This window comes from Arcicella sp. BE140 (genome assembly GCF_031456255.1).
Classification (GTDB): Bacteria; Bacteroidota; Bacteroidia; order Cytophagales; family Spirosomataceae; genus Arcicella; species Arcicella aquatica.
This window is the reverse complement of the sequence record NZ_JAVDUE010000002.1, coordinates 287,610-303,225: the sequence shown is the minus strand read 5'-3', so window position 1 is coordinate 303,225 and position 15,616 is coordinate 287,610. Positions and strand designations below refer to the sequence as shown.

The 15,616-nt window shown below is 36.3% G+C and carries 17 protein-coding genes; 4 read left to right on the top strand and 13 right to left on the bottom strand.

From position 1 onward, the window contains the following. Nucleotides 1-164: 164 nt before the first annotated feature. Entirely contained in the window at nt 165-1,046 is an 882-nt protein-coding gene (gene fabD / locus J2Y60_RS04605) for an ACP S-malonyltransferase (protein ID WP_309913953.1), read from the bottom strand. 111 nt (nt 1,047-1,157) lie between these two features. Beyond that, nucleotides 1,158-1,577 carry a thiol-disulfide oxidoreductase DCC family protein gene (locus J2Y60_RS04600; protein ID WP_309913949.1) on the bottom strand — a complete coding sequence of 140 codons (420 nt, stop codon included), beginning with the start codon at nt 1,575-1,577 and terminating at the stop codon, nt 1,158-1,160. Between the two features lie 126 nt (nt 1,578-1,703). Here J2Y60_RS04600 and J2Y60_RS04595 point away from each other — a divergent pair, with 126 nt between their 5' ends. The 3 genes from J2Y60_RS04595 (at nt 1,704) to J2Y60_RS04585 (ending at nt 5,305) form a co-directional block, all read left to right on the top strand. Beyond that, entirely contained in the window at nt 1,704-2,879 is a 1,176-nt protein-coding gene (locus J2Y60_RS04595) for a sodium:proton antiporter (protein ID WP_309913946.1), read from the top strand. Between the two features lie 74 nt (nt 2,880-2,953). Continuing rightward, the gene (locus J2Y60_RS04590) at nt 2,954-4,048 is read left to right on the top strand and encodes an MBL fold metallo-hydrolase (protein WP_309913944.1); all 1,095 of its coding nucleotides are present in this window, start codon (nt 2,954-2,956) and stop codon (nt 4,046-4,048) included. Between the two features lie 327 nt (nt 4,049-4,375). Next, nucleotides 4,376-5,305 carry a TIM barrel protein gene (locus J2Y60_RS04585; protein WP_309913941.1) on the top strand — a complete coding sequence of 310 codons (930 nt, stop codon included), beginning with the start codon at nt 4,376-4,378 and terminating at the stop codon, nt 5,303-5,305. A gap of 75 nt (nt 5,306-5,380) precedes the next feature. Here J2Y60_RS04585 and J2Y60_RS04580 read toward each other — a convergent pair whose 3' ends face one another. The 4 genes from J2Y60_RS04580 to aroQ form a co-directional block, all read right to left on the bottom strand. Further along, complete coding sequence (locus J2Y60_RS04580) at nt 5,381-6,019, bottom strand: ribonuclease H family protein (RefSeq protein WP_309913939.1); 639 nt, start codon at nt 6,017-6,019, stop codon at nt 5,381-5,383. Between the two features lie 34 nt (nt 6,020-6,053). Beyond that, entirely contained in the window at nt 6,054-6,629 is a 576-nt protein-coding gene (locus tag J2Y60_RS04575; protein WP_309913936.1) for a MarC family protein, read from the bottom strand. A 5-nt stretch (nt 6,630-6,634) separates the two neighbouring features. Beyond that, entirely contained in the window at nt 6,635-7,681 is a 1,047-nt protein-coding gene (locus J2Y60_RS04570; protein ID WP_309913932.1) for an aminotransferase class V-fold PLP-dependent enzyme, read from the bottom strand. A 91-nt stretch (nt 7,682-7,772) separates the two neighbouring features. Next, the gene (gene aroQ / locus J2Y60_RS04565) at nt 7,773-8,198 is read right to left on the bottom strand and encodes a type II 3-dehydroquinate dehydratase (RefSeq protein ID WP_309913929.1); all 426 of its coding nucleotides are present in this window, start codon (nt 8,196-8,198) and stop codon (nt 7,773-7,775) included. Between the two features lie 148 nt (nt 8,199-8,346). Here aroQ and xerD point away from each other — a divergent pair, with 148 nt between their 5' ends. Further along, a complete protein-coding gene (gene xerD / locus J2Y60_RS04560; RefSeq protein ID WP_309913926.1) occupies nt 8,347-9,267 on the top strand; it encodes a site-specific tyrosine recombinase XerD in 921 nt (306 codons plus the stop codon). Here xerD and J2Y60_RS04555 read toward each other — a convergent pair. The 7 genes from J2Y60_RS04555 to J2Y60_RS04525 form a co-directional block, all read right to left on the bottom strand. Further along, nucleotides 9,257-9,853, bottom strand: a complete 597-nt coding sequence (locus J2Y60_RS04555) for a Crp/Fnr family transcriptional regulator (RefSeq protein ID WP_309994550.1) — start codon at nt 9,851-9,853, stop codon at nt 9,257-9,259. The two genes, xerD and J2Y60_RS04555, sit on opposite strands and share 11 nt — an antisense overlap. A gap of 107 nt (nt 9,854-9,960) precedes the next feature. Then, the gene (locus tag J2Y60_RS04550) at nt 9,961-10,164 is read right to left on the bottom strand and encodes a hypothetical protein (RefSeq protein ID WP_309913921.1); all 204 of its coding nucleotides are present in this window, start codon (nt 10,162-10,164) and stop codon (nt 9,961-9,963) included. A gap of 192 nt (nt 10,165-10,356) precedes the next feature. Continuing rightward, nucleotides 10,357-10,758, bottom strand: a complete 402-nt coding sequence (locus tag J2Y60_RS04545) for a hypothetical protein (protein ID WP_309913919.1) — start codon at nt 10,756-10,758, stop codon at nt 10,357-10,359. Nucleotides 10,759-11,031: 273 nt separating this feature from the next. Next, the gene (locus J2Y60_RS04540; protein ID WP_309913916.1) at nt 11,032-12,252 is read right to left on the bottom strand and encodes an alanine dehydrogenase; all 1,221 of its coding nucleotides are present in this window, start codon (nt 12,250-12,252) and stop codon (nt 11,032-11,034) included. A gap of 55 nt (nt 12,253-12,307) precedes the next feature. Then, a complete protein-coding gene (gene tsaE / locus J2Y60_RS04535; RefSeq protein ID WP_309913913.1) occupies nt 12,308-12,751 on the bottom strand; it encodes a tRNA (adenosine(37)-N6)-threonylcarbamoyltransferase complex ATPase subunit type 1 TsaE in 444 nt (147 codons plus the stop codon). Nucleotides 12,752-12,877: 126 nt separating this feature from the next. Then, nucleotides 12,878-13,798 carry a sugar phosphate isomerase/epimerase gene (locus tag J2Y60_RS04530; protein ID WP_309913910.1) on the bottom strand — a complete coding sequence of 307 codons (921 nt, stop codon included), beginning with the start codon at nt 13,796-13,798 and terminating at the stop codon, nt 12,878-12,880. 95 nt (nt 13,799-13,893) lie between these two features. After that, entirely contained in the window at nt 13,894-15,609 is a 1,716-nt protein-coding gene (locus tag J2Y60_RS04525) for a GMC family oxidoreductase (RefSeq protein WP_309913907.1), read from the bottom strand. Between the last annotated feature and the right edge of the window lie 7 nt (nt 15,610-15,616).

The window sequence follows — 15,616 nt, the reverse complement described above, 5'->3', positions numbered from 1 at the left end:
AATTGTGGTGCAAAATTAGTCGTATAATTCGGCTTTGTCAAGTCATTTTTTCAAAAAATAAAAAAATGACACACTAAAATTTTATAAGTTATTGACTAATTGACTTTTATATTTCAAAAAAAACATCATCTCTACCTTACTATTTGTGGTAAAAGCGGGATATTTTAAACAGCTACGCCACTAGTTTCAACAGTTGGAGCAATCTTTTTTACTAATCCTTGTAATACTTTACCTGGACCACACTCTACAAAAACCGTTGCGCCATCTTCAACCATATTACGAACTGATTGTGTCCAACGAACAGCACCAGTCAACTGCGAAATAAGGTTTGATTTAATCGTTTCAACATCCGTTGAAGGCTGAGCATTTACATTTTGATAAATTGGGCAAGCAGGTTGTGCAAAAGGTGTCGCCTCAATGGCAGCAGCTAATTCCTCACGAGCAGACTCCATCAATGGCGAGTGAAATGCACCACCTACTGGCAACAATAAAACACGCTTTGCTCCTGCCTCTTTTAGTTTTTCACCAGCTTGAGCAACGCCCTCGTTAGAACCCGAAATCACTACCTGACCTGGGCAGTTATAGTTAGCAGCCACTACTACTTCATCCGTAATAGAAGCACAAATTTCTTCAATTACTTCATCTGATAAGTTTAATACCGCCGCCATTGTTGAAGGATTGTTTTCACAGGCTTTTTGCATGGCTAACGCACGTGCAGAGACCAATTTCAAACCATCTTCAAAACTCAATGCTCCTGTCGCTACCAATGCCGAGAACTCTCCTAATGAGTGCCCCGCTACCATATCTGGTTTAAAATCTGCTGTTTCTTTGGCTAAAATAACTGAATGCAAGAAAATAGCAGGTTGAGTAACTTTGGTTTGTTTAAGCTCCTCATCTGTACCTTCAAACATAATATCTGTAATACGAAAACCTAAAATTTCGTTTGCTTGCTCGAATAATGCCTTGGCTGATGCTGAATTATCGTAAAGGTCTTTACCCATGCCCTTGAATTGAGAGCCTTGACCCGGGAAAACGTATGCTTTCATTTTAATAATTAAATGAATGTGAGTAAAATAAGTAAAAGAGTATAGTATTTCTATTGCTCTTGTGCTAAAGTCCGCAAAATTAACTATTCAATTTAACTATTTACTATCCGTTCAGAGAAATCTTTCTCTTAACTCAGGCGTTGGCATTCGGCAAGAATCTGATTTTCCAAAAATTTTATAGCGATTCTTGGCTATCAAATCATAAAAAAAATCAAGAATTGAACTCGGTAATACGCTAAAAAGGGACAAATACTTCCAAAAACCACATAAATCTTTGGCAATTTCTAATGCTGCTTTTGATTTGGTGAATATTCTATTATTTTTCAATAAAATTACCGAATCAAAATCTGTCGTATTTCTCTGGTACTTTTTCAAAATAGCATTCCCAAATTCAGATTGCAACGAAGCAAATTTGAAATGTTTGTTTGGGTCATGGTCAATCACAAAATTGATTGAAGCATTACAAAAATTACAAACACCATCAAATAATATCACTTGTTGCCCATCAGCTATTGTATCTATATTTTCCATTTAAATGAATTATTAATCTCTGATTATCCTCTTATTATCTAAACAAAAATATCAGTATAAAAGTCTTAACAATACAAAGAATATCTATTTGCTTTTAAATTAAAGCTAACCTTAATCTTATAAAACATGAGTACAACCATCATCATTACTGTATGTTCGTTATTATTAATTGCCTATGCATTTGATTTAACTGCGTCTCGGACAAAAATTCCATCTGTTATCTTACTGCTATTATTGGGCTGGTTAGTGAAACAAGTTACTACTTTCACTAATGTCCGCGTACCCAATTTAACTGCTATTCTACCCGTGCTGGGCACAATCGGATTAATATTGATTGTGCTAGAAGGAGCCTTGGAACTTGAATTGGACAAATCCAAAATTCCGATTATCAAAAAATCCTTTATTGTGGGTTTCTTCCCGATGGTAATTTTAGCCTTTTTGATGGCAGCCACTTTCCAATACTTTGGTGGAGGCTCTTTCAAAAACAATCTGACCAATGTTATTCCTCTATGTGTGGTAAGCAGTGCCATTGCGATACCAAGTGTAAAAAACCTAAAAGCTACGGATAAAGAATTTATCATTTACGAAAGTAGTTTATCAGATATTATTGGGGTGCTTTTTTTCAACTTTATGGCTCTCAACGCCACTATTAATGTCGCTTCCTTTACAGAGTTTGCCTTTGAACTCTTGATTATTATTATAGTATCGTTTGTTTCTACGGCTACTTTGTCATTTTTATTAAGCAAGATTGAACATCCTATCAAATTTGGGCCTATCATTTTATTGGTAATTTTGATTTATGCCATCGCCAAGCTGTATCATTTACCTAGCTTGGTTTTTATTCTTCTTTTAGGACTTTTCTTAGGAAACCTCGATAAACTAAAACAGTTTCATTGGATTCAACGATTAAAGCCCGATCAATTAGAAGTAGAAGTTAATAAATTTCATGAACTGGTAGGCGAAGCTACCTTCTTAATCAGGGCTTTGTTTTTTCTTTTATTTGGGTACCTTATCGAATCTGCCGAAATATTAAATACTGATACCCTCAGTTGGGCTTTAGGAATCGTCTTTATGATTTTCTTGATTCGTGCTATACAATTAAAATTATCTAAATTAAACCTCCGTCCACTACTTTTTGTAGCACCCAGAGGGCTGATTACAATTTTACTCTTTTTGGCGATAGAGCCTAATCAGCATATTCCGTTAATGAATAAATCATTAATTATTCAAGTAATTGTATTAACTGCATTGGTGATGATGTTTGGATTGATGAATACCAGCAGAAATGAACAAAAGCATTAAGAATAGGTGTTAGCAAGGTAATTATTCAAATAACTATTCATTAAAAAGTGATCCTAACATATTTACGCAAAATTATGCTACTAATTATCCTTATTATTGCCTTTCTCGGATTGGGCTTGTATGTCTTTATGCAACAAAAAGTTTTTGGCAAAGACCCCTCTGGCGCTCGCCTAGCTCGTATCGAAAAGTCACCTAATTATTCAAATGGCTCTTTCCAAAACCTATCGCTTACTGAAGTAATGCCAAAGGATGCTTCTTATTGGGGATTGCTTAACGATTTTTTGAATAAGCCTAAAACAGTTGAACCAGACAATGTCCTCCCCTCTATCAAAACTGATTTAAAAACATTAGCTTCTGAGCAACCAACCATCGTTTGGTTCGGACACTCTTCCTATTTAATCAAATCTAAAAAAACAACGGTTTTGGTTGACCCTGTATTTAGTGGCTCGGCTTCTCCTGTTTCTTTTTTTGGAAAAGCATTCAAAGGGGCTGATGTATACAATGTAGAAGATTTTCCTGATATCGATATGCTAGTACTTTCGCATGACCATTACGACCACTTGGATTATGTGACTATCAGTAAATTAATCCCTAAAGTAAAGAAATTCTATACCGCTTTAGGTGTAGGCGCACATTTAGAAGAATGGGGAGTAAGCCCTGAAAACATTGTAGAGTTCGATTGGTGGGAAGGTAAAAAGATTAACGATGATTTAGAGATTACGTCAACACCTGCAAGACACTTTTCGGGACGAGGTTTTACACGTGGCAAAACCCTTTGGTCTTCTTTTGTTTTGAAAATTGATGGCTACAGCATTTTTATTGGCGGAGATTCTGGTTATGATCATCACTTCAAAACCATTGGAGAGAAATTTGGCCCATTCGATATTGCCTTATTAGAGAACGGTCAGTATGGTAAAGATTGGCCACTGATACATACTTCGCCAGAGGAAACGGCCAAAGTAGCCGCAGAATTGAATACCAAAGTATTGATGCCAGTACACTGGGCAAAATTTGCCTTAGGTTATCACGCTTGGGACGAGCCTATCAATCGCTTGGTAAAAAGCTTGGAGCATTCTGATATTAAACTCACAACCCCTCTTATTGGCGAACCCGTTGTCCTAGACAGCATATATCCTCATAAAGTGTGGTGGAATTTTAAAAAACCATAGTCCTATAAGTACGTGCATATTTTATATTTAGCATGAGTATATTTGAACAGTAGCAGCTTAAAGAAATAAGTAGTTCAACAAATATATCGGGTCTAAAATAGCGTAAAAACTAATCTTTTTTTGAAGCGATACAATTTTATGACAGGTATAATCAATGACTTGCTGATTTTTTGTTGTATTAACTTCGTTGGTTTATTTAGATACTATTTGTAAAAACAGTGATAAAACGAAGAAAAAATAGCTATCAAAGAATGATTGATGAAAGTTTTTTAGCGGGTGTAAAAAATTACTTTAAAATCTAAATATTACTCAAAATTAACTTAAACTATGAAAAGAAGAGATTTCACAAAAAACATCATTGCTGGCACAGGCTTGGCGACGTTGCCAACTTTGGCAAAATCGGCTGAAAAAGCAAATGTAGCTAGTCCTCAACCTGTATTTAAATTAAAATATGCTCCGCACTTTGGTATGTTCCAAAATTCGGCAGGCAAAGATGAAATTGACCAATTGAAGTTTATGCACGAGATGGGATTTCGTGCTTTGGAAGATAATGGAATGATGGGCAGAACCCCAGAATTGCAAAAGAAAATAGGCGATACTATGGCTAAGTTGGATATGGCTATGGGCGTTTTTGTGATTGATGGTGGCGACAATTGGAAAACATCTTTAACCACAGGCAAACAAGAATTTAAGGATGTTTTTTTGAATACTTGTAAAAAGGCAGTTGAAGTAGCCAAACGCTGTAATGCAAAATATATGACGATTGTGCCAGGCTATTTTGAACGCAACTTACCGATAGGAGTACAAACTGGGAATGTAATTGATGCTTTTAGAAGAGGTGCTGAGATTTTTGAGCCACATGGCTTGGTAATGGTAATGGAACCGCTTTCTGATAATGCTGATTTATTCCTTCGTAATTCTGACCAATCTTATATGATTTGCAAGGCTGTGAATAGCCCATCGTGTAAAATCTTATTCGATATGTGGCACATGCAACGCAACGAAGGACGTATGACACAACATATGGATTGGGTTTGGGATGAAATTGCTTATTTTCAGATTGGTGACGAACCAGGAAGAAAAGAACCTACTACGGGCGAAGTAAATTATAAGTTTTTGTTCAAACACATTAACGAAAAGGCTAAAGCAACCAATAGAGGTGAGTTCATTTTAGGAATGGAACATGGCAATTCTATCGGTGGAAAAGAAGGCGAAATGAAGTTGATTGAAGCATATCGTGCTTCTGATTTGGCTTAAATATATCTCTTCATCACTAGCGAGGGACTTAAGTCCCTCGCTAGTGATGAAGATTAAGACTTAGCGCAGACAGACCTACTTCCTACCATAATCAGCAGGGTTTTCTCCCCAAAATTCAGTTTCCCATTTGAGGATTTTATTAGGGTAGTGATTATTTTTTAACCAAAGCACGCCTCTTTCCATGAGCTGAAATAGCTCTTCATTCTTAGCATTCCGCTCTAGCTTCGTTTTTACGGCTTTGTTCTTTACCCAACTAATCGCTGTTTTAGAATCTGAATAGATTGGTAAAGTAGAATTATGTTTTTGCAAAAAAGCTAACCCATGAACAATGGCTAAAAACTCACCAATGTTTACCGTTCCTTCTGGAAAAGGGCCCATAGAAAACAATACTCGTTTTGTACCTGTTTCTACGCCTTGATATTCTAATTTGCCTGGATTACCTGCACAGGCAGCATCTACAGAAATGCTTTCAGCAATAGGTTTGCTAACCAATGCCGACGACTTCCCCGACTTACCAGTAGCAGCACTTTGTGTTTTTTGTACAGATTGCCAATAATTACCTTTGAAGGCATCGTCTGCCTCTTTTCTACTTTCAAAAGATTTATATTGAGCAGTCTCAAAACCTTTTACTTGTTCCTCTGCCTCTGCCCAAGTTTCAAAAACGCCCGTTTTTCGTCCTTTCCAGACTACATAAAATTTTGCTTTCTTTGCCAATGTTAATAGATTCTTTTAATGTCGTCAAAAACAATTATCCAATTCTCGACTTAATTATTTTAATTGAGATAGCTAAGAGAATTACGCCAAATACCTTTCTCAGCACGTTAGCACCTACTTGGCCTAAACGGTTTTCAATCCATTGTGAAGCCCTCAAAACAGTGTAGATAAATACAAGATTCAGTAAAATGCCTACTAGGATATTGATTTCATCAAACTGAGATTTCAAGGAAAGAATAGTAGTCATTGTTCCTGCCCCAGCAATTACTGGAAAAGCTAAGGGCACAATTGAAGCAGCTTTGGCTCCGCCTGTCGATTCCTCTGATTTGAAAATACTTCTACCGAGTGTCATTTCTAGACCAATCAAGAAAATGATTAAAGCCCCAGCAATGGCAAAGGAGTTGATATCAACACCAAAAAGGTTCAGAATTGACTTCCCGACATATAAAAAGCCGACCATAATTCCGCCTGAAACCAAGGTAGCTTGTTCTGCATGAATATCGCCTGTTTTCCTACGAATATCAATAATAACAGGAATCGAGCCTAGAATATCAATGACCGAAAAAAGAATGAGTGAAACCGAAATGATTTCTTTAAAATTTAATGCCATCTATTTTAATATAAAATTTCTTTTAGTTTACTAATTTCAAATGCTTCAATCGCTGGAAAATTAGCAATCCTAAAAGTTGTATTTTTCCAAGTACCGTAGCCATTCCCCAACGTTATCCCTGCTATTTTAGTTCGCTCTTTTATCGCTTTAATTTGCTCTGTTGTCCCTTGTATAGCAATTACAGTATCCGACTGTATATCAATATTTTGCACTAAACAATTTAGACCAAATTTATCATTATCATTGAAGAAATTATACCAATCTTTTGCTTGTTTTTTTATTTTCCTTGAAATCTCAGAAATATTCGAAATATCACTTAAAACTTTATTCAACAAATAAATACTTAGCACATTTGGCGTATAATGAGTTTGATTTTTAGCAAAATTTTCTTGCATAAATAACAGACTATTGTAGTATTTTCTATCATTAATCTGCTCGGCTTTTTGCAGGGCTTTCGGCGAGCAAATCATAATCCCCATACCCGCAGGCAAGCCTAAACATTTCTGAACCGATGCAAACCAAACATCGCCATTGTGCCAGTCTAACTCAATTCCTCCTAAAGATGAAGTAACATCTACCGCAATAATACTCTCTGAAAAAGTCTTTCTAAAAGTGCTCAAATCTCTGATTTGTGTACCGTTTGATGTTTCGTTTTGTGTCAAACAAAGCACTTCTACTGCTGCATTCAGCGATAAATTTACCGAGGGTATTTCTTCTACAGCAAATGATATTCTGTCTACATTCTTTACGATTTTACTACTATAATCTGCCCATTTCTCTCCGAAAGCCCCATTATAAAAATGTGTAGAGCTTTTTGAAGTAAGCGACTGAGCGATTATCTCCCAAGCCTCTGTTGCCGAAGAAACAAAGTAAATGCTATAGTCAGGAGGAATATTCAATTTTTCATGCAAAAGCTGAATTGCACTTTTTGTAATTGCCATGCATTCAGCACTGCGATGATTGATACTCAAAACGCCTTCTTCAAAAGCCTCTTGCATATACCTAGCTACTTGCGGATATACTTTTGAAGGTCCAGGATAAAAAGTAATCATTGACTTAATGTTAGCCGAAATCGCCCAACTGTTAACGGTGTTAATTTTTGATAGTCGTGATTTTATGATGATGCCTCACGTCTACCCAATCTTATAAAAATGTTTGAATCGCAAAATCATAACCTCGCAAACCAAAACCAATGATGATACCAATTGAATTTTTACTGATATAACTATGGTGGCGAAACTCTTCACGCTTATGAACATTGGAAATATGCACTTCTACCACAGGCGTTTTTACCCCAGCAATGGCATCAGCCAACGCAATTGATGTGTGTGTGAAAGCACCCGCATTCAAGACGATACCATCATATGAAAAGCCTATTTCGTGAATTTTATCAATCAAAAAACCTTCGTGATTCGACTGGAAATATACTAAATCTACCTTATCTGAGTACTTATCTTTTAATACTTCAAAATATTGCTCAAAAGTTTGATGACCATAAATTTCTGGTTCACGCTTGCCCAATAAATTCAAGTTTGGGCCATTGATAATGATAATTTGTTTCTTTGACATTGTTTTTTAAATGAATGGTTATTCCTACTCTGTAAAGCAATGCTTCGCAAATGGTTTTTAAGTATCTTTGAATTAATTCTGCGGTATTAAAATCAAGATTTTAATTTTTACCGACTTTCTATTCAATAAATCCCAACCGATATTTCTTATGGTATGGCAAAGCTATCTAAAAAATTTCAAAAGCTATCTTACTTTAGAACGTTCTCTTTCTGAAAATTCCATTGAAGCTTACCTGCGTGATGTTCAAAAGTTGTGGGAATATCTTGATATTGCTGGTGAAAATGACATTAACCCGACTACGGTTACCGATACCCACATCTTTAATTTCTTTACTTATCTGGGTGAATTGGGCTTAGAGACCACTTCACAAGCTCGGATGTTATCTGGTCTTAAAGCTTTTTTTAAATATCTTTTATTAGAAGATGTCATCAAAACCGACCCTATGGATTTGATGGCTTCTCCCAAAATCGGACGGAAATTACCTCCTACGCTTTCTTTTCCTGAAATAGAGACGATTTTATCCATCGTTGACCTTTCTACACCCGAAGGAGCGAGAAATAGAGCCATACTGGAAGTACTTTACAGCTCTGGTTTAAGGGTTTCTGAATTGGTAGAAATGCAATTAACAGAGTGTTTCCTGGATATTGGTTTTATCAGAATTATCGGTAAAGGCAACAAAGTTAGGCTTGTGCCTATTGGTAAAGATGCCATTCATTATCTTCAAATTTACCTAGAAGAAATCCGAAAATATCAGGTTATCAAAGAGGAAGCAGGCAATTATGTTTTCTTGAACCGCCGAGGGAACAAGCTAACAAGGGTAATGATTTTCTTGATTATCAAAGATTTAGTGGCACAAGCTGGTATTCAAAAAAATGTTAGTCCCCATACTTTTAGGCATTCATTTGCTACCCATTTAATTGAGGGCGGAGCCGACCTGCGTGCTGTTCAAGAAATGCTTGGACATGAATCTATTACTACTACGGAGATTTATACCCACCTCGACCGAGAATATTTACAACAAACCATTGTTGATTTTCACCCTAGAAGTAAAAAACATCTTAAAGTTTGATATGATGACGTATACGGCTCAAACTATCTGGATGAATGCCCAAATAAGAAGCCAAATCTTTCACAGCAATCAGCCTGAGGGCATCTGGCTGATTCTCTAATAAATATAAATATCGCTGTTCGGCATTTTTCGAAATCAGTGAATAAGTCCGTTTGCTCTCTCGTACATACAGTTGTTCTGCAATTAATCGATGAAAACGTTCAGCATTCTTTGATTGCTCCATCAACTCCAACACTTTAGGGTAATATAACCTAAAAGCATTTACAGCCGTCACTGCTTGAATTGAAATATTTGAAACTTGTTGGGATAAACAAGAAGCAAATGAACTAACAAAACTTCCTTTAAAGCCTAAATCAACACAAATACTTTTGCCATCGTGCGTATAGGCTTCATATTTCACAGCTCCCTCTATGATAAAATAAGCATATTTTTCTACCTCGCCCTTTACTGTCAAAAAGGTTTTTTTAGAAAATGTAACTTCTTCAAGGAGTTGTTTATAATACTCCCATTCTTCTGTTGAGAAATTAGCAAGTTTAAAAATCGACTCTTTGACCAGATTAGTTTTATCAAAAGGAAAAGCTACCATACCTATTAATCGTCTTAATGTATTACAAATAAAAAATGCTGAGCTTAGTTTAACAACTATACTCAGCATCTAACAAAGTTAAAACATTTTAGATTTCAAAATAACTATTAGTTCCACATTAGATATGTAACAAGATCGTTATCTCTTTCTACTTCTTCAATAATTTCAAGCGGATAATCGAATTTGATTTCTTTTGAATCCGTTTGTGTAAAAGTAATTACGTAGCCAGTAGATTTCAAATTTACAACTACGCCATCTCCATAGTCCGTATGGCGGATACGAGAGCCGATGCCTAAGATTGGGTTTAACATAATGGTTAATATTTTAAATGATTATACATGCTTATTTCTTTATACAACCTTCCAATTATTGTACCATAAATAAGCTTTAGTGGTTGAGGTTGTAAAATTAGTAAACGTAGTTTAATAATCTAAATTATTTGTATAATTATTTTTTTTATTTATATAGTTATATTTTCCATTATACTAACAAATTCCCTATCATCAGTCTTCTGGGAAGGGAATATAAATAAAACTAGCAAAATCTCTGTCTAATACGAAAAGGCAACAATACTCATCGGGGTCTTTATAGCTGCTTTGAAATACTTCTACATTCTCCTCAGCAATAATCCCTCTTTGTAGAAATTCTTCTACAAATGAGGCATGATAATTCCATGTATTTTGGTTCATCTCATGAATCCCAATTAACTTCTGTCCTATTTGAACAGGGTTTTGCGAAACGGCAAAAATTGGAAACTTAGAAAATCCCCTCGTTCTGATTTGATAAGATGCTTCCTTTAAAAATTCAGAAACTAATGCAAAATCTGCTGAAATAATGCCCAAATATTTCCCATTTAAATCAGGAGAATTCGGAGCATTGGATATGGCTGTGTAATCTTCTATCATTGTTTTTTTATTTGTCTTTGTTGGACTTTAGGATTGTAAGACTTGAAGATTTTTTCTTTTGGACTAGAAGACTTTAAGACTGGAGGACTTTAGGATTTTTAGCGTTGAAGATTTAAGAGCTTCTCTTAAAAACCTAAAAGTCCTTTAGTCAGAAAATCAAAGTCCATTATCCTAAAATCTTCTAGTCATAAAGTCCTTTAGTCGGAAAATTAAAGTCCTCTAGTCCTAAAGTCTAAAATTCTTCAAGTCCTAAAACAATCCTAAAGTCAAAAATCAAAATCTCGCTGCGGATAGCAAGCTTAAATCCTTATAATTTAAACCGAATTTCTTTGCGACAGTTGCATTTGTTAAACTTCCTTTAAAAGAGTAAACCCCTTTCATAAATGCTTTGTTCGCAAAAATGGCTTCTTCAATCCCTCCCGTCTTACCTGTTTTAAGTAAGAATGAAGTAAAAATATTACTCAACGCCTGACTAGCCGTATGAGCCACCCTCGAAGGAATATTAGGCACGCAATAATGAATTACATCATATTTTCTGAATATTGGCTGGTCGTGCGTAGTAATTTCAGATGTTTCAAAACACCCTCCGCTATCAATGCAAACATCTATAATGACAGAATTAGGCTTCATCATCGATACCATCTCTTCTGTGACGATACAAGGCGTAAAACCATCCTCCGCACGTAAAGCACCAATTACCACATCAGCATCACGAATCGCTTGTGTTAAAACATTCGAGTCGATAATACAGGTATAAATATTTTGACCTACCGAGTATTTCAAGCGTTGAAGTTTAAAAATGTCTTTATCAAACACCTTTAAATCTGCCCCTAAGCCTATGGCTATTCTGGCGGCATATTCTGAAACCGTTCCCGCACCCAAAATCACTACTTTAGTTGGTGGAACTCCCGTGATTCCTCCTAGAATAACACCCATGCCATCATTCCCACTACTCAAATACTCAGCCGCAATCAACATCACCGTACTTCCTGCTATTTCAGACATCGCCCTAATAATCGGAATTCCGCCAGCATTGTCTTCGATATATTCATAGCATAGTCCTGTTATTTTTTTTCGGTTTAGCTTCTCGAAGTATTCTTTCGTTAGTTTCGACATATTTAAGGAAGAAACCACCGTAGCACCATGCTGTAAATATTCAATTTCAAGGTCGGTTAATGGCTGAACCTTTACAATAACATCAGCTTTATACAATTCTTCGGTTGAATAAACTACCTGTGCGCCAGCCTCAGAGTATTGGCTATCTGTAAATTTTGCACCATTACCTGCCCCAGTTTCAATGACCACTCTATGCCCATTTCTGATTAATAAACCAACGGCATCTGGTGTAAGTGATATCCTATGCTCTTGCATAGACACTTCCCGAGGAAGGCCTATAAACAGGCTTTTTGCATTTTGTTTTGTCCAAACCAACGCCTCTTGTGTCATTAAGCCTGTCTGAGCAAGTACTTCTTTAAATCCTGAAGGTTGAGCCATTTTGATTGCTGAATTTCATTTATCAGAATGAACTAGTCATTCATCAATGATAATCTTAAACTTTTAACAAATTTATCACTCTTTTACCATTTTCATCTACTTCAATATTCACTTTCAAGTGCTTAGAAGGCAAGAGGTTTTCTATTCTTGATGGCCATTCAATAAAACAATAATCACCAGAGTATAAATAATCATCCACACCTATGTCCATTGCCTCCTCCTCATTTTTGATTCTATAAAAATCAAAATGATAAATGTTTTCGCCACGTGTAGTAGCATATTCATTTACCAATGAATAAGTTGGACTCTGTACATGACTATTTACTAGCATACATTCGCAAATGGCTTTTATCAACGTGGTTTTCCCAGCACCCATTTGCCCTTCAAAAAGCCAAATCGGTGTGCTTTTCCCAAAAGCCAAAATAGCTTGTGCTGCTTTGTTAATATCTTTCAGTGACGTATATTCTATTGTTTTGCTGTTGCTTACGTTTTTACTCATTGTTATGGCTTTAAGCTAAGAGTAGCGAGCTTTTATTGATTTTAAGCACTAAGCTGAATACTTTAACTTATTGATTTATGTATTAGCAGTAATCACTAGTGATTACTGCTAATAGAATTCTTATTATTAACCTAAAAACTGACTCAAATAGTTTCTTGCTGTTAAGATGGCCGTCTCTACATCTTCGGCAGTCCCTTCATATGCTTTGTCTTCCACCTCTATAACAACTGGCCCACGATAGCGAGCATCGTTCAAAGCAGAAAAGAATTTTCCCCAATTAATATCTCCTAGACCCGGTAGTTTTGGTGAATGATATTCCAAAGGATTACCCATAATACCTACTCTATTTAGTTTGTCAGGATATACTTTGGCATCCTTTAAGTGAATATGATGTAGGCGGTCGCGGTAATCATATAGTGGACGCGTATAATCCATCATTTGCCAAACCAAATGCGAAGGGTCATAGTTTAACCCTAATGTTGACGAAGGAATAATGTCAAACATTTTATCCCAGATAGCTGGTGTCGTAGCTAAGTTTTTACCCCCTGGCCATTCGTCATTAGTAAAAAACATCGGACAGTTTTCAATCCCAATCTTCACCCCTACTTCCTCTGCCAGCTTCACTATATCAATCCAAGTTTCCTTGAATTTATCTAAGTTGTAAGCAATATTTTTAGAAGGGTCTCTACCAATAAAAGTATTCATTACAGGGATATCTAATTTGGCTGTTGCCAAGATGATTTTCTTGATATGGTCTACATAAAAATTGGCTTTATCAATATCTGGATCAAGCGGATTAGGATAATACCCTAATCCAGAAATAAATACACCTTTTTCGGCTGTATAGTTTTTAATATGCGCAATCTGTGCGTCGTCTAGGGTATCTACATCAATGTGCGTAACGCCTGCATATCTACGTGCATCAGCATTTCCAGCTGGCCAGCACATTACTTCTACACATTTAAAGTTTTTCTCTGAAGCAAAATCTATTACTTGTTCAAAAGTATGATCCGCTAAAATAGCACTCACAAATCCTAACTGATGCATTGTATGATAGTATATTTATTAAATTGGCTTTAGTAATTTTCAAGTAAAATTAGAGAATCCATCGAAGAGTTTATACTATATGGTAAAATTACTTATCATAACATCCCTTTCTTCATCTCTTCTACAGCATGATTTACCGCACGCGCCGTAAGTGCCATAAAAGTAAGCGATGGATTTTGGTTACCCACTGAAGGCATACAGGCACCATCTGTTACAAATACATTTTTACAGGTATGTAATTGATTAAACTTATTCAACAATGATGTTTTGGGGTCTTTTCCCATGCGTACGCCACCCATTTCATGAATATCTAACCCCGGAGCCTGCTTGCTATCCGACATATAAATATTTTTGCATCCTGCCTTTTCTAGCATTTCTGTAGCTTGCTCATGAAAATCTTTAATCATTTTCTCATCGTTTTCAGTATCGTACCCAATCGACGTAATCAATTGTGGAATGCCCCATTCATCTTTCTTTTCGGCACTTAGTCTAAGATGATTTTCTTTTTGAGGTACTGTTTCTCCTTGCATCATAATAAATACTCCCCACTGCCCAGCTTTGGTAACTTTTGCTTTATAATCTTCTCCAAAAGTAGGCTGATTTATATCTTGTTGCCAACCTGCTCGCGAGGCTGAAAAGGCTACCATGTATCCACGCTGAAAATCCATCTCTTGCTTTTCAAGATTTCGGAAGGATGGCATAAAAGCAGAAGTAGGTCTTCGACCTAAATAATATTGGTCTTCAAAACCATCGAAAGTAGCTCCACCTGAACCACGATAATTATGGAAAGCCACGTACTTACCCATTAACTCATTATCATTTCCTAAACCATTTGGAAAACGATTTGAAGCAGAATTCAACAAAATCAAGTTAGTATTTAAAGTAGCGGCATTCACAAAAATGATTTTTGCATAAAATTCCAGTATTTCCTTTGACTGTGAATCTACCACTCTTACACCTTTGGCTTTTCCTTTTTGCTCATCGTAAATGATTGAATGTACCACTGAATACGGACGAAGCGTTAGGTTTCCTGTTTTTGCAGCCCAAGGGAGCGTTGAAGAATTGGAACTAAAATATCCACCAAAAGGGCAACCACGATAACATAAATGTCGAGCCTGACATTGACCACGCCCTTGTGCCAAATGAATTGGATTGGGTTTAGTAAGATGTGCACAACGCCCAATAATTACTTGGCGATTAGTATAATTTTCTTTTACACTTTTCTGAATATGCTTCTCTAAACAATTTAATTCCCAAGCAGGTAGGAATTCACCATCAGGCAAGCTCTTGATGCCATCTTTATTGCCACTAATCCCTACAAATTTCTCCACTTTGCTATACCACGGAGCAATATCTTTATAACGAATAGGCCAATCTACAGCGAAACCATCACGAGCAGGTCCTTCAAATTCATAGTCACTCCAGCGTTGTGTTTGTCTTGCCCATAGCAAAGATTTTCCGCCTACTTGGTACCCTCTAATCCAGTCAAAAGGTTTTTCTTGGATATACGGATGCTCTTTATCTTTCACAAAGAAATGTTGAGTCGCTTCATCAAAAGCATAGCAACGGTCTGCGATAGGGTTTTCGCTGACCATTTCCTGAGTTAGTTTACCATGATGTGGTAAATCCCAAGGGTCAGTCATTGCAGTTGGGTAGTCTTGGATATGTTTTACATCTCGTCCACGTTCCAATACAAGCGTTTTCAAACCTGCCTCACACAATTCCTTTGCAGCATATCCACCGCTGATTCCAGAGCCAATTACTATGGCATCGTACGTTATTTTTTTTGAAGCTATTCCGTTTAGATACATTATAAGC

What these genes read in the sequence shown, in the direction of transcription:
- fabD (WP_309913953.1), bottom strand. Translation starts at nt 1,046, where the DNA reads ATGAAAGCATACGTTTTCCCGGGTCAAGGCTCTCAATTCAAGGGCATG.
- J2Y60_RS04600 (WP_309913949.1), bottom strand. Translation starts at nt 1,577, where the DNA reads ATGGAAAATATAGATACAATAGCTGATGGGCAACAAGTGATATTATTT.
- J2Y60_RS04595 (WP_309913946.1), top strand. Translation starts at nt 1,704, where the DNA reads ATGAGTACAACCATCATCATTACTGTATGTTCGTTATTATTAATTGCC.
- J2Y60_RS04590 (WP_309913944.1), top strand. Translation starts at nt 2,954, where the DNA reads ATGCTACTAATTATCCTTATTATTGCCTTTCTCGGATTGGGCTTGTAT.
- J2Y60_RS04585 (WP_309913941.1), top strand. Translation starts at nt 4,376, where the DNA reads ATGAAAAGAAGAGATTTCACAAAAAACATCATTGCTGGCACAGGCTTG.
- J2Y60_RS04575 (WP_309913936.1), bottom strand. Translation starts at nt 6,629, where the DNA reads ATGGCATTAAATTTTAAAGAAATCATTTCGGTTTCACTCATTCTTTTT.
- J2Y60_RS04570 (WP_309913932.1), bottom strand. Translation starts at nt 7,681, where the DNA reads ATGATTACTTTTTATCCTGGACCTTCAAAAGTATATCCGCAAGTAGCT.
- aroQ (WP_309913929.1), bottom strand. Translation starts at nt 8,198, where the DNA reads ATGTCAAAGAAACAAATTATCATTATCAATGGCCCAAACTTGAATTTA.
- xerD (WP_309913926.1), top strand. Translation starts at nt 8,347, where the DNA reads ATGGTATGGCAAAGCTATCTAAAAAATTTCAAAAGCTATCTTACTTTA.
- J2Y60_RS04555 (WP_309994550.1), bottom strand. Translation starts at nt 9,853, where the DNA reads ATGGTAGCTTTTCCTTTTGATAAAACTAATCTGGTCAAAGAGTCGATT.
- J2Y60_RS04550 (WP_309913921.1), bottom strand. Translation starts at nt 10,164, where the DNA reads ATGTTAAACCCAATCTTAGGCATCGGCTCTCGTATCCGCCATACGGAC.
- J2Y60_RS04545 (WP_309913919.1), bottom strand. Translation starts at nt 10,758, where the DNA reads ATGATAGAAGATTACACAGCCATATCCAATGCTCCGAATTCTCCTGAT.
- J2Y60_RS04540 (WP_309913916.1), bottom strand. Translation starts at nt 12,252, where the DNA reads ATGGCTCAACCTTCAGGATTTAAAGAAGTACTTGCTCAGACAGGCTTA.
- tsaE (WP_309913913.1), bottom strand. Translation starts at nt 12,751, where the DNA reads ATGAGTAAAAACGTAAGCAACAGCAAAACAATAGAATATACGTCACTG.
- J2Y60_RS04530 (WP_309913910.1), bottom strand. Translation starts at nt 13,798, where the DNA reads ATGCATCAGTTAGGATTTGTGAGTGCTATTTTAGCGGATCATACTTTT.
- J2Y60_RS04525 (WP_309913907.1), bottom strand. Translation starts at nt 15,609, where the DNA reads ATGTATCTAAACGGAATAGCTTCAAAAAAAATAACGTACGATGCCATA.